The 12,389-nt window shown below is 59.5% G+C and carries 11 protein-coding genes; 5 read left to right on the top strand and 6 right to left on the bottom strand.

What is annotated here, in order from left to right; all coding sequences use genetic code 11:
- The first annotated feature begins 13 nt into the window (after positions 1 to 13).
- Complete coding sequence (locus BKP54_RS02400; RefSeq protein WP_084814182.1) at positions 14 to 670, top strand: TetR family transcriptional regulator; 657 nt, start codon at positions 14 to 16, stop codon at positions 668 to 670.
- A 293-nt stretch (positions 671 to 963) separates the two neighbouring features.
- Here the strand turns inward: BKP54_RS02400 and BKP54_RS02405 are convergent, their stop codons facing one another.
- Positions 964 to 2,271, bottom strand: coding sequence for an MFS transporter (locus tag BKP54_RS02405; protein ID WP_084814183.1), 1,308 nt, complete (start codon positions 2,269 to 2,271; stop codon positions 964 to 966).
- 333 nt (positions 2,272 to 2,604) lie between these two features.
- Between BKP54_RS02405 and BKP54_RS02410 the strand changes: the two genes are divergently transcribed.
- The 4 genes from BKP54_RS02410 to BKP54_RS02425 are packed head-to-tail and all read left to right on the top strand — an operon-like array spanning position 2,605 to position 7,249.
- Entirely contained in the window at positions 2,605 to 3,975 is a 1,371-nt protein-coding gene (locus tag BKP54_RS02410; RefSeq protein ID WP_057216542.1) for a dihydroorotase family protein, read from the top strand.
- A gap of 14 nt (positions 3,976 to 3,989) precedes the next feature.
- On the top strand, positions 3,990 to 5,276 hold the full coding sequence (locus BKP54_RS02415) for a Zn-dependent hydrolase (protein WP_198956814.1): 1,287 nt from the start codon (positions 3,990 to 3,992) through the stop codon (positions 5,274 to 5,276).
- A gap of 13 nt (positions 5,277 to 5,289) precedes the next feature.
- Complete coding sequence (locus BKP54_RS02420; RefSeq protein WP_084814185.1) at positions 5,290 to 6,636, top strand: UbiD family decarboxylase; 1,347 nt, start codon at positions 5,290 to 5,292, stop codon at positions 6,634 to 6,636.
- Positions 6,626 to 7,249: a UbiX family flavin prenyltransferase gene (locus BKP54_RS02425; protein ID WP_084814186.1), complete on the top strand. Its 624-nt coding sequence runs from the start codon at positions 6,626 to 6,628 to the stop codon at positions 7,247 to 7,249. Before BKP54_RS02420 ends, BKP54_RS02425 begins: the two co-directional genes overlap by 11 nt.
- Before the next feature lie 28 nt (positions 7,250 to 7,277).
- On the opposite strand, the gene BKP54_RS02430 is transcribed toward BKP54_RS02425, so the two are convergent.
- From BKP54_RS02430 to BKP54_RS02450, 5 genes are all read right to left on the bottom strand, one after another.
- Positions 7,278 to 9,128, bottom strand: coding sequence for a LysR family transcriptional regulator (locus tag BKP54_RS02430; RefSeq protein WP_084814187.1), 1,851 nt, complete (start codon positions 9,126 to 9,128; stop codon positions 7,278 to 7,280).
- 24 nt (positions 9,129 to 9,152) lie between these two features.
- Positions 9,153 to 9,947 carry an ATP-binding cassette domain-containing protein gene (locus BKP54_RS02435; protein WP_084814188.1) on the bottom strand — a complete coding sequence of 265 codons (795 nt, stop codon included), beginning with the start codon at positions 9,945 to 9,947 and terminating at the stop codon, positions 9,153 to 9,155.
- Positions 9,948 to 10,029: 82 nt separating this feature from the next.
- Positions 10,030 to 10,770 (bottom strand): ABC transporter permease, encoded by a 741-nt coding sequence (locus BKP54_RS02440; protein ID WP_084814189.1) that lies wholly within the window; start codon positions 10,768 to 10,770, stop codon positions 10,030 to 10,032.
- Positions 10,767 to 11,456, bottom strand: a complete 690-nt coding sequence (locus BKP54_RS02445) for an ABC transporter permease (RefSeq protein ID WP_084814190.1) — start codon at positions 11,454 to 11,456, stop codon at positions 10,767 to 10,769. The genes BKP54_RS02440 and BKP54_RS02445 overlap by 4 nt, the downstream gene beginning before the upstream one ends.
- Before the next feature lie 117 nt (positions 11,457 to 11,573).
- Positions 11,574 to 12,359 carry an ABC transporter substrate-binding protein gene (locus tag BKP54_RS02450; RefSeq protein WP_025430552.1) on the bottom strand — a complete coding sequence of 262 codons (786 nt, stop codon included), beginning with the start codon at positions 12,357 to 12,359 and terminating at the stop codon, positions 11,574 to 11,576.
- Positions 12,360 to 12,389 lie beyond the last annotated feature (30 nt).

A 12,389-nucleotide genomic window follows, 5' to 3' on the forward strand; every position in this document is an offset into this window, starting at 1 on the left:
GCAAAAGGTCCCGATGATTGATCGCGCAAGTCCCCGTATTTCCACACGAAAACAGCCCAAACAGTCGCGTTCGAACGAGCTTGTCGCCGCCATTCTTCAGGCGGCTGTTCAGGTTTTGGCGCAGGAGGGTGCGCAGCGTTTTACGACCGCGCGGGTGGCCGAACGGGCAGGTGTCAGCGTCGGATCTCTCTACCAGTATTTCCCCAACAAGGCGGCTATCCTGTTCCGTCTGCAAAGCGATGAGTGGCGGCAGACATCGGATCTCCTGGGCGACATCCTGACGGACCGGTCCCGTCCGCCGCTCGAGCGGCTCCGTAGCCTCGTGCAGGCCTTCATCCGTTCGGAATGCGAGGAAGCTGCCGTTCGGGTGGCACTTAGCGATGCCGCCCCGCTTTACCGGGATGCGCCGGAAGCGCAGGACGCGCGGGCGGCGGATGACACGGTCATCGAGGCGTTCATGTCCGAGCTTCTTCCGGATGCCTCCGCGGCGGTCCGGGCCACGGCCGGCGACCTCGTCATGACGACCATGACCGCGGTCGGGAAGGAGTTCTCAGCCGAGCCGAAGACCGACGCGGAAATCGCAGCATACGCGAATGCCATGTCCGATATGTTCTGCGCCTATATCCGCTGCCTGCGTTCCGATATTTCCGCAACGGCCGGGCGCGTTTGAATGCTCTGATCGTATGGTCGCCAGGAACTCTGGGAAGACTCACCGGCGGGATGGCCGCAAACCGAACCCTACACATGGAACCGACGACACGATCAGTCCGGGACTTAACCCGCGGCGCCGCTCCCCTCACCGCCTACGAAGGTTGCGTTGCCAATACCGACTTCCATGTCGTCGTTGCCATCTCCTCCCCCCAGCCAATCATTGCCTGCGTCACCGTAGAGAGAGAATCGCTATCAGCGCCTTGCGCTACGGCGGCGAATGCTCCCAGCCGCTCGGCGTTGCGGCCGGCATGTTTACCCGACCGGCCTCTTCAACGTGGCGATAGCCAACAACGCGCATGCCGCCGCTGCGGTCATATACCAGGCTGGCGCATAGATTCCTCCGCCTTGGGAGAGCCATGTGAGGATAGCGGGTGCGAAACCGCCAAAGATTGTCGTAGCGGTATTGTAGGCAAGAGACATTCCGGTCGACCGAACGCGTGTCGGGAAGATCTCGGAAAGGGCCGACGGTGCCACGCCGACATAGAGGCCGACCATGATGCAGAACGCGGTTTGCACGAAGATCAGCGTGGGGAGCGTCGACGACATGTGCAGCAGCCAAAGCAACGGATGGACCGCCGTCGCAAGGATGATTGCTGCCACGACCAGCATCTTCTTGCGTCCAACAACGTCCGACAAGCTTCCCGCCACGACGCAACTGATCAACATGAATACATTGCCGATAAGGGAAGCAAGGAAGGTGTCCGAGCCGCTCATGCCGAAGCTGCGCTGAATATAGATCGGCATGAAGATGACGAGCGTGTAGGTCGACACACCCCACAGCACACACATTCCCGTGCCTTTGAGCAGTTCCCGCCAGAACTCCACGAACGCCGCCTTTAGCGGCAGTCGTTCGGTCACGCCGGATTTGTTCTGACGAGCAATCTCCTCGCGGAAATGCGGCGTCTCATCGAGCGTGCGGCGCATCCAGATACCCACCGGCGCGATGAGAAGTCCGACAAGAAACGGCAGGCGCCATCCCCATTCACCGATCTGCTGCTGCGTGAGCAGAGCGGTCACCGTGAATGCGACAAGTGCGGCGAGAATATTGGAGATCGCCATGCTTCCCTGCAGCCATGATGCGTACTTGCCCTTCTTTCCCTCAGGGGCATGCTCAACGAGAAAAGCGGCTGCACCGCCGAGTTCGCCGCCCGCGGAAAAACCTTGAAGCATCCGGCCGACCAGCAGGAGGAGTGGCGCACCAATCCCGATGGCGGCATAGGTGGGCGCGGCGGCGATAACGAGAGTGCCAAGCGCCATGATCATGATCGTCAGCGTCAGGGCCGCTTTCCGACCGGCGCGGTCCGCGTAAACGCCAATCAGAACTGCGCCCAGCGGACGGATGATAAAGCCCAAACCAAACGCGATAAATGCCTTGACGAGTTCCGTCGTCTGGTCGCCCCCAGGAAAGAAGTTCTGGGCTATATAGACGGCGAACAACGCGTAGATGATGAAGTCGTACCATTCAAGCGCGTTCCCGACCGATGCCGCGACAACAGCCCGGCGTCCAGCGATGACCTGTTTGCGATCTGAGGCCTCCGCCCCAGATGTGATGCTGCTCATGACAATGCTCCCTCTTATTTTTGCTTATGGTGATGGCGGCAGCGGCGGCTTGTACCAGTCCCCAAGTGCCCGTGCCGAATGCGCCCTGCAATCGCAACCCTGCTGGGATGCAAGGCTTCCGTCCAAACAGGAATGGCGAAGTGAGCCATAGCGGACGGCGAACTGCCCAACAGATTTGCGACCTGCGGGGCCACCGCGCTCTCAAATAGCAAACATCCTCGTCAGATCGCCTCGGCGCCTCGGCGAATTCGGGTCCGGCGATAGCCGACTTCGGACAAAGCAATTATCCAGAGACGACCTGCCTGCGCATGCTCATGGCATTGAGGAGACGCTATGAGTGATTTTGACTTGATCCTAACTGGCCGCGTGGTGGACGCCAATCGTGTCCGGGAGAACGGCTATGTCGCTGTGCGCGACGGCATCATCGAACGCATTGGCGAGGGTATTCCCCCAGCGTCGAGCAAGGAGCGGCACGACTTCGAAGATGCCTATATTCTTCCCGGCGCCATCGATTCACAGGTGCATTCGCGCTCGCAGGCCGGTCAGGAGGATTTCATCTGGTCGACACGCGCAGCCGCCGCCGGTGGCGTAACCACAATCGTCGATATGCCGTATGACGACGGCAATCTCATCTGCAACGCCGAGCGGCTTGCCCAAAAGGCATTGGAAGCCGGGCAACAGGCGCGCGTGGACTTTGCGCTCTACGGCACCGTCCATCCCAATGACGGGCCAAAGCATATTGCCCAGATGGTCGGCGCCGGAGCGGCTGCTTTCAAGTTCTCAACATTCGGAACACACCCAGAGCGCTTTCCGCGCATACCTCCGCAGACATTGCATGCGTGCTTCGCCGAAATTGCACGCCACGGGCTGGCTGCAGGCGTTCACAACGAGAACGATGAAATGGTGCGCGCTGCTGACGCCGACGTCCAAGCCTTGGGCATCAGCGACTATCGCGCGCATGGCATGGCAAGGCCAGCGATCGCCGAAGCACTGGCCACGGCTGAGGCATACGAGATCGGCGCTGCAACGGGTTGCTCGGCGCATATCGTGCACTGCTCGATCGGTCGTGGCTATGAGCTGTGTTCAAACCATCGGACAAACGGGTTCGATGCGACGATAGAGGCCTGTATCCACTATCTCGTGCTCGATGAGGAAAACGACGTGTCGCGCCTTGGCGGCAAGGCCAAGGTCAACCCTCCGATCAGACCGCGCAGCGAGCTCAAGGCGATCTGGCGGCACCTTGCCGCTGGCGGCGTGACTGTCGTCTCGACCGATCACGTCAGTTGGTCGGAGGATCGCAAAAGCGACCCCGACATGCTCAAGAATGCATCCGGTGCACCGAGCCTTGAAGTTCTCTACTCGCTGCTTCTCGATGGGCTCTTGCTTCGCGGGTTGAGCCCGACATGGGCCGCCCGGCTGCTCGCAGCAAATCCCGCGCGACTGTTTCGAATAGGACACCGGAAGGGAGCGCTCGAGCCGGGTCGCGATGCCGATATCGTCGTCATGGCCAAAGACCCCAGACGCTATGATCCGGCTGCAAGCGGTCATAACGTTGTTGGCTGGAGCCCGTACCAAGGGCTCGAGATCCAGCACCGCCCGGTTGCGACCTTCCAGCGGGGCCACATGGTTTTCGATGGCACGCAGGTCCTGGCTCACCCCGGAGCAGGCAAGTTCATCACGCCCTCGCGGGAGATCTTGATATGAGCGCCGCGATAAGATTGGGAAGGAATATGCCCCTCGACGCCGAGCGTCTGTGGAGCGATCTCATGGACCTCGCGACGATCACCGAGCCCGAAAGACCTTACACGAGACGCTCGTTTTCGAAATTGTTCATCGAGGGGCGTGAATGGCTCGCGCGGCGCTTCAAGGATGCGGGAATGACAGTTCGCATCGATGCGGGGGGAAACCTGATCGGAAGGCTGGAGGGCTCTGATACGACTGCCGGAACGATCATAATCGGCTCGCATTCAGACACCGTCCCATCTGGCGGTCGCTTCGACGGCGTCGCCGGCGTTATTGCTGCACTTGAGATTGCGCGGTCGCTGCACCAAGCCGGCCGAAAACTTCGTCATGCCGTCGAGGTAGTGGACTTCCTCGCCGAAGAGCCGTCCGAGTTCGGACTTTCTTGCGTGGGCAGTCGCGCAATGACCGGAATGCTGACCGGCGATCAGCTCGACTTTACGGATCCCACCGGAGAACGCCTTGGCGAAGCGATCGCGCGTGTCGGAGGTGATCCCAAGCGCTTGACCGATGCGGTCCGCGGCGATGTCGTTGCCTGCTTCGAGTTGCACATAGAGCAAGGTGCAGTGCTCGAGGAGAGCCGCATAGACCTTGGCATCGTCAGCGCTATCGTCGGAATCGCCCGGGTTGAGATCGCTTTCGAGGGCCGTGCTGACCACGCCGGCACCACACCCATGACCATGAGGCGCGATGCCGGGCTTGCCGCGGCGATGACAGTGTCTTTCGTGGCCGACAGAGCTTCCAAGGACGCATTGGCCGGACAAGGACATTTCGTGGCCACCTGCGGCATCGTCGAACAACAACCCAACGCCGCCAATGTTGTGCCCGGCGCATCAAGGATCGTCGTAGATATCCGTGCCGAAGACCATTCGCTCACGCAACACTTCACAGCCGCATTGGACCAACGCACCCGTGCGATCGCACACCAATTGGGGATCGGTCGGCCGGTCTGGAAGGTCCTCTCCGATAGCGACCCGGCTCAATGCGACGACACGCTTCGGTCGATGCTCCAAGAGAGTGCAATCTCCCTTGGTTTGTCGAGCCGGACCATGGCCTCAGGAGCCGGACACGACACGGCCTTCCTCACGAGGATCGCACCGAGCGCCATGGTCTTCGTTCCATGCCGCGAGGGTCGCAGCCACGCGCCCGAAGAGTGGGCCGAGCGCGATAGTCTTGCAGCAGGCGCCGCCGTTATCCACGACGCCATCCTAAAATTCGACCTCGTCACAGAACCAGAGCAGGGTTCGGGAGAAGCTATTGTCTAGACCTGATCAAAGTATGCGTAGCTTTCTCGCAACACTTGAACAGCGAGGAGAGCTGCACCGCGTAGTACGCGAGGTTGATAGCCGCTTTGAAATTGCATCCGTCCTGAGCTTGCGCGACCGCGGTCCTGCACAGCTTTTCGAGGACGTACGCGGCCACACCATGCCGGTCGTCGGCAATCTCTACAACAACAGGCAGAGGTATGCCCTCGCCCTGGGTATAGATGCCGCCGAACTCGATGCGTTCTGCCTGTCTGCGCTGCGCGCGCCGATCAAACCGCTTCTGGTTGATCGTGCCCCGGTGCAGGAGGTGACCCATAAGCCGCCCTTCGATGTGGGCGCCTTGTTGCCAGTCCCACACTGGTTCGAGAAGGAAGGTGGCCCATACATCACAGCAGGCGTCATCATCGCGAAAGATCCGGAGACCGGCCGCCGCAACGTCTCGATTGCTCGACTCCGTCTCGAGGGTGGTCAACGCATGATGGCCGGTATCGCCAAGAACCACCATTTGGCCCAACTGGCGGAGAAGGCCAAGCACCTCGGACGCGACCTCGAAATTGCAATCGCCATCGGCAACCACGCGGCCGTGCTTCTTGGCTCACAGCTATACCTCGACCTCGGTGATGACGAATTCGACACTGCCGGTGCGCTACTGGGCGAGCCGATCGAGCTCGTGCGATGCCGCACGGTTGACGTCGAAGTTCCAGCGCACGCCGAGATCGTTATTGAAGGGCGCTTGCGGCCCGATGACCTGATCGATGAGGGGGCGGTTTCCGAATTCCCAGGCTTCTATGTTTATTACGGACCCGGAATTGGAGTGGACGTCACCTGTATCACCCATCGAAAGTCGGCGATCTATCAGGCGATCCTGCCTGGTTATGCAGCAGAACACTGCCTCATGGGGGCGGTCTCGATTGGGGCAACGCTCACACGTGATCTGCAACGTGCCATTCCGGCCGTGAAACGCGTTGTGATCACCGACGGCGGCATGGGCCGGTTGCATGCAGTCATATCGATGCGGCGCCCGAGGCTCGGCGAAGGCAAGCGCGCTATCCTGCTTGCGATGGGGTGCGTCAATCTTCTGAAGCTCGTGATCGCCGTCGAAGACGACGCCGATCCGGAAGACTGGCAGCAGGTCGAATGGTCGCTCGCTGCACGTTTCCGCGGCCACGAGGACCTGATCGTTCTGCCCGGGGTCAAGGCCGACCGGTGCGATCCCGTCCACGAAGACCTCGTTGTCACGAAGATCGGAATGGTCGCCACGACGCGCCCCGGCGACGGCGAACCGGGTGGACGATCGGAATTCGTCAAGCCGCCTTCGGATATCTACGAAAGTGTGAGGAGGCAGCTTGATGACTACTGAGAACCTTGTCCCAGACGCGACCAGCGCGAGCCGCAAGTTTGTCGTGCCTCAGCCCAGGAAGCGTTTCGTGGTGGCGATCACGGGCGCCTCTGGCCATATCTACGGAATCCGGTTGCTCGAGGTGTTGCGCGAGCTGAACTGCGAGACACACCTCGTCATGTCCAAATCTGCGATGGTGGCCCTCGCCTACGAGACCGGCATCAAGGTGAAAGACATCCGGGACCGCGCCGATCATGTCTACTCCAACGACGACGTCGCGGCTGCGATATCAAGCGGCTCCTTCCGCACCCAAGGCATGTTCATTGCGCCCTGCTCGGCCAAGACATTGGGTGAAATCGCATCGGGAGCATGCGGCACACTGGTTTCGAGAGCCGCGGATGTGATGTTGAAGGAGAGAAGGAGGCTCGTCCTCATGTTCCGTGAGACACCTCTTCATCTGGGCCATTGCCGCAATATGGTGTCGGTGACCGAGATGGGTGCGATCGTCATGCCGCCGGTGCCAGCGTTCTATTCCCGCCCTGAGACTGTGGAAGACATAATCGATCACACCGTCGGGCGCGCGCTGGACCTCTTCGATCTGGACGTCGGCGTGGTCAAGCGCTGGAAGGAATAATGGCCGTGTGAGGTATTCGCGCTGCGACTTAGTCGTTCAAACCAGGTTCAAGCGGGTGAGCCTCCTCTCGGCTTGCATCGGCCAAGCGCATTTTGAGAAGCTCCACGAGCGCGCGCTCCGCATCGGTCAGGCTTCGGTCCGTCGAGAAAACGATCGATAACCGCCGATAGATGCTCGGACTACCGATCGGGTTGATCTGAAACATCTCGGCACGCGCCACATTCTGGATGGCCGTCTCAGGAAGGATAGTCGCAAGCCGCATTCGGCGGACGAGCGCAAGGATCATGGCAATGGAGTTGATCTCCATGTCAGGCGCGAAAGCCAGGCCTTCGCTCTCTGCGGCCTGGTCCAGCAGTTGGCGAAGACCGAACACAGGACTTGGTAATATCAGCGGTAGCGTCGTGCACGTTGCCAATTCGACGTCGCCAGGCGGAAGAATGGCATCGACTGATTTGGTGACCACCACCATACGATCCTGATTACGCAGATCGAGCTGTGACGATCGTGACACCTGCGTTTCAACGATGGCGAAACTGATCTCGCCAGCCTCTACCCAACGATGAAGTGCCGTGGCCGGTGCCTCGACAAGCTGTAGCTTGATCGCCGCATGCTGGCCGGTCCATTCGCTGATTGCCGCGGCAAGTGCCTCCGAAAGCGGGCCGATATGCGTCGCAAGAGGAACGACACCAATGGTTATTTTCTGAGCGTCGCCGGGCGCGATCCTGTTGGCCTGCACAACGAGTTGGTCGCATGCTTCAACCCCATCTCTGAAAAGCCCCGCTAAGCCGTGGGCATCTGCCAGCGGCTTCAGGCCCGTCCGCTGACGCTCAAAAAGATTGACCCCCAGCGTCGCCTCGAGCTTGCGCAACTGGCTGGACAATGCCGGCTGGACGACGTGAAGTTTGCGAGCGGCGGCTGTAACGTTGAGCTGGTCCATCAATGCCAGGAAATAGCGCATCTGCCGCAAAGTGATCCGCGGGTCGTAGACCACTGGTCTCGGCGGCGAAGACAGAACGCGCTGAAGATGGTCGACGAATGTTCTCGCCGGTTGCGCGGTGCCTGTGACATGCGCCACGACAGGGCTGCTGAGTTCGACCGGCAAAACCGCATAATCGAGCTGCAGGCGCGAAGCGCCCACGGCGACAAGGCTACGTGGTGCAAGCATAGCCCAAGCGCGCGTTTCGCGGGAGAGATAAGGAAAGGTTCCAACATCCTCGGCAGTTGCGATCGGCTCGGGAAGATCATGGGCCGCGCAATAGGCGCGAACCAGTCTGCGCTGCGCCGGCAAAAGCGGTGGCGCCAGGATCAGCAACCGCCGGAGTGCATCAAAGTCCAGGCTGCGGCCCGGCTCGCCGGCCCGTTCATAGTTGGTGACAGCGATCCAATCATCGCGATAAAGCAATGCATCTTCGTAAGGGGTCTTATCGTCACCGTAGCGGATAGCCACGTGAGCGGGCAGATCGGATTGGTCCTCTTCAATCGGCACATCAAAACGGACGCGTGGAATGACCTGCGGGTGCTCCTTTCGCAGATATCTGACGGAAAGGCTTATAGCTCTGGACAAACGCCCCAGCGTGAACTGGAGAGGGGTCGAAACCTCCAAGCGGCGTGCTGGCGCAGGGATAGCGGCGTATGTGCCGTCTTCGGCCGCTTCGATCCTTTGCAAAATCGGCTCGACGCGTTGATACAGCCATCGTGCCGCCTCAGTCGGATAGTGCCCCAAGGGCCCCCGTTGAAAAAGCTTGATCCCGAGGTCCTGCTCGAGCTGACTGATGTTTTCGCTAAGCGCCGAAGACGACATGCCTGCGTCTGCGGCCGCCTCTGCATGGTTTCTATACTGGCAAGCGAGAACAAAGTAAGAAAGCTGCTTGGTTTCCAATTGTCTAGCAGCCCTCCCTAGATGTCAGTGCGAGCGCGACAGGAACTGGCGGCAACGCTCGCTCTCAGCGTGGAAAAACACCCGTTCAGGTGGCCCCTGTTCTTCAACGATTCCATTGTGAAGGAACATAACATGGTTCGAAACGTCTCTGGCGAACTTCATTTCATGGGTCACAAGAAGCATCGTTCGTCCCTCTTCCGCAAGGTCCCGGATGACTTTCAGGACTTCTCCGACGAGCTCAGGATCGAGCGCCGACGTGGGTTCGTCGAAAAGCATGACACGGGGATCCATGCATAGGGCACGGGCGATGGCGATCCGCTGCTGCTGCCCCCCGGAGAGATAGGCCGGATACTGGTGTCGCTTTTCGTAAAGACCGACCTTGTTGAGCAGGTGTTCCGCCTTCTCTCGCGCATCCGCACGCGAAATGCCGAGCACGTGGATCGGCGCTTCCACGACATTCTGCAGAACCGTCATATGCTGCCAAAGATTGAACCCCTGGAATACCATGGACAGGCGCGTCCGGATGCGTCGAAGCTGCTGGTGATCGACAGGGTGGAGATTTCCGTCGCGATTGGCTTGAAGTTTCAGCTTTTCGCCGGCGACCTCGATTGTTCCCTGCGAGGGAAGTTCAAGTAGGTTGATACAGCGCAGCAACGTACTCTTGCCGGATCCGGAGGCCCCGATCATCGAGACCACCTCGCCCTCCAATGCGTTCAAATTGACGCCTTTGAGAACCTCCAGGGCACCAAACCTTTTGTGCAGGTTCCCGACCGCCACCGCGATCGATTTCCCCTCCAACTCCTCCTGACCGTTCACCATAAGCACCCTCCCTTGTGAGGGCGGACCAACTCCGACCCTTCGTTATTTTCGTGAGACTGTCCCAATTGATCGAGCACGGTGCTCACACCAGTGTCTGCCCTACGCCACTCAGGCCCGTGTGAGGCCTCGCAAATGCCAAAAGCCTGCCTTCAAGCTGACGAAACAGCCACACGAGAGTGAATGCGATCGATGCATAGAGAACGGCGGCGATACCGAAGGCTTCGAAAGAGGCATAGGTCGCCGAATTCACGTCGCGGGCAACCTTGAGAACATCAGGCACGGTCGCAGTGAACGCGATCGAAGTCGCGTGCAGGACAAGGATCACTTCGTTGCTGTAGGCTGGCAGTGCGCGTCTGAGGGCTGACGGAAGGACGATCCGCCGGTAAACCGTAAATGCCGACATGCCATATGCCCGGGCCGCCTCTATCTCACCATGAGGCACGGCGCGGATGGCGCCGGCGAAGATCTCGGTCGTGTAAGCACAGGTGCAAAGCGCAAATGCCAGGATCGCACAGTTGATCCCCTCGCGGAAAAAGCTGTCGAGAAGAGGCACCGACCGTACGAAGCTGAAACTGTAGAAACCGGTGTAGAGGATCAGCAATTGCACATAGAGGGGCGTGCCTCGAAACACATAGGTGTAGAGCCAGACCGGAACCCGGATGTATGGATTGGCCGATGCTCGTGCCACCGAAAGCGGTATCGCCAGAACGAATCCAAGGACGATGGAGGCAACAAGGAGCCACAAGGTCATGGCGACGCCGGTAATCCGGTAGCCATCGGTCAACAGATAGGCCTTCCAGTACTCCTGCAGGATCTCAATCATGCGCCTACCCTCCTGACGCCGGTTGAGAAATATCGCTCGAGCATGAACACGACGACATTTGTCGCCGTTGCGAGCCCAAGGAAGATGGCCGCGCTCAGAATGCTAAAGAAAAAGAAGCTGGAAGACGCCTTGCCCGCGTCCTGCGTAACCTTGATCAAGTCGTTGAGGCCGATGAGCGAAACCAGTGCGGTCGCCTTGATCATGACCTGCCAATTGTTGCCGATGCCTGGAAGGGCATGGCGCATCATCTGCGGAAACAAGATCCTGCAGAACGTTTTCCACGGCGTCATACCATATGCCGCCGCCGCCTCGAGTTGTCCGCGCGGGACGGCCTGGAACGCGCCTCGGAATGTTTCCGTGAAGTAAGCACCATAGATAAACGAGAGTGTGATCGCACCGGCTGCAAACGGATCGATATCAATCTGATGCAGACCGAGGCGATCGGTAACTTCGTTCAGCCACATCTGGAGGCTGTAGAAGAGAAGCAACATCATGACGAGATCGGGTACGCTGCGGATCACCGTCGTATAAACGGTTGCTGCAAGGCGTAGCGAGCGTCTGGACGACAGCTTGCAACTTGCCCCGACGATGCCAACAAAGAATGCGCCTGCGATCGACAGAACGGCGAGCTCAATCGTCGTCAGCAACCCGGCCAATACAAGGGGACCATATCCGTCGAGGGCCATATGTCTGTTCTTTTCGTAAGCGCGTCGTGAATGGCCACGGCAACGCGGGATTTACCCCTGTGCAGCCGATACGATTGCACAGGGCGAGTTGACCAGGCAGGAACATCGCTATCGCGTTTATTGTCCGCCGTAGGCGTCGAAGTCGAAGTACTTGTCATTGATTGACTTGTAGGTACCGTCAGCGACGATGGCCGCGATCGCCTTGTTGACGTCCTCGCGCAGTTCCGCATCTTCCTTGCGGAGCCCAAAACCCGAGCCGATGCCGAAGTACTTCGGGTCGTTCATATCCTGACCAGCAAACTCGAATTCCTGCCCTTGAGGCTTCTTCAAGAAGCCGTCACTTGCCTGGATTGACGCCTGCAAAGATGCATCGAGACGTCCCGATCCGAGATCGGAATAGATCTGGTCCTGCGTCTGGTAAGCGACAACTTCCACACCGGCAGGCCGCCATACGGCCATGGCGTAGGTCTCCTGCGATGACCCCTGCTGGACGCCAATCCGCTTGCCTTTCAACGATTCCGGCGTCGGTTCCAGACCGGAACCCCGTCTTGCGACCAGGCGCGAGGGCGCGTTGGAGTATTTGTCAGAGAAGGCGATCTGCTCCTTGCGCTTCTCCGTGATCGTCATCGACGACGCGATGATGTCGAATTTGCGTGCTTGCAGCGAAGGAATGATGCCGTCCCAGCTGCTCTCCACCCAGATACACTTGGCGCGTAGTTCGGCGCAGATGGCCTCGGTGATCTCAACCCCGAAACCGGTCAGGCTCCCGTCCGGCTTCTTGAACTCGAGCGGCGGATAAGTTGGATCGATGCCCAGTTTAATCGTCTGTCCGGTTCGATCCGCGGCATGTGCCGCGACGGAGCCGGAAAGCAGTATGAGAGATGCTGCTATGATCTTGAACACGATGATTTTTCCCCAGTTTGGTTTTCGTTG

Origin of the sequence: Ensifer sp. 1H6 (assembly GCF_001976035.1) — a bacterium.
Lineage (GTDB): Bacteria > Pseudomonadota > Alphaproteobacteria > Rhizobiales > Rhizobiaceae > Ensifer > Ensifer canadensis.

What these genes read in the sequence shown, in the direction of transcription:
- BKP54_RS02410 (WP_057216542.1), top strand. Translation starts at nt 2,605, where the DNA reads ATGAGTGATTTTGACTTGATCCTAACTGGCCGCGTGGTGGACGCCAAT.
- BKP54_RS02405 (WP_084814183.1), bottom strand. Translation starts at nt 2,271, where the DNA reads ATGAGCAGCATCACATCTGGGGCGGAGGCCTCAGATCGCAAACAGGTC.
- BKP54_RS02400 (WP_084814182.1), top strand. Translation starts at nt 14, where the DNA reads ATGATTGATCGCGCAAGTCCCCGTATTTCCACACGAAAACAGCCCAAA.
- BKP54_RS02435 (WP_084814188.1), bottom strand. Translation starts at nt 9,947, where the DNA reads ATGGTGAACGGTCAGGAGGAGTTGGAGGGGAAATCGATCGCGGTGGCG.
- BKP54_RS02440 (WP_084814189.1), bottom strand. Translation starts at nt 10,770, where the DNA reads ATGATTGAGATCCTGCAGGAGTACTGGAAGGCCTATCTGTTGACCGAT.
- BKP54_RS02425 (WP_084814186.1), top strand. Translation starts at nt 6,626, where the DNA reads ATGACTACTGAGAACCTTGTCCCAGACGCGACCAGCGCGAGCCGCAAG.
- BKP54_RS02420 (WP_084814185.1), top strand. Translation starts at nt 5,290, where the DNA reads ATGCGTAGCTTTCTCGCAACACTTGAACAGCGAGGAGAGCTGCACCGC.
- BKP54_RS02445 (WP_084814190.1), bottom strand. Translation starts at nt 11,456, where the DNA reads ATGGCCCTCGACGGATATGGTCCCCTTGTATTGGCCGGGTTGCTGACG.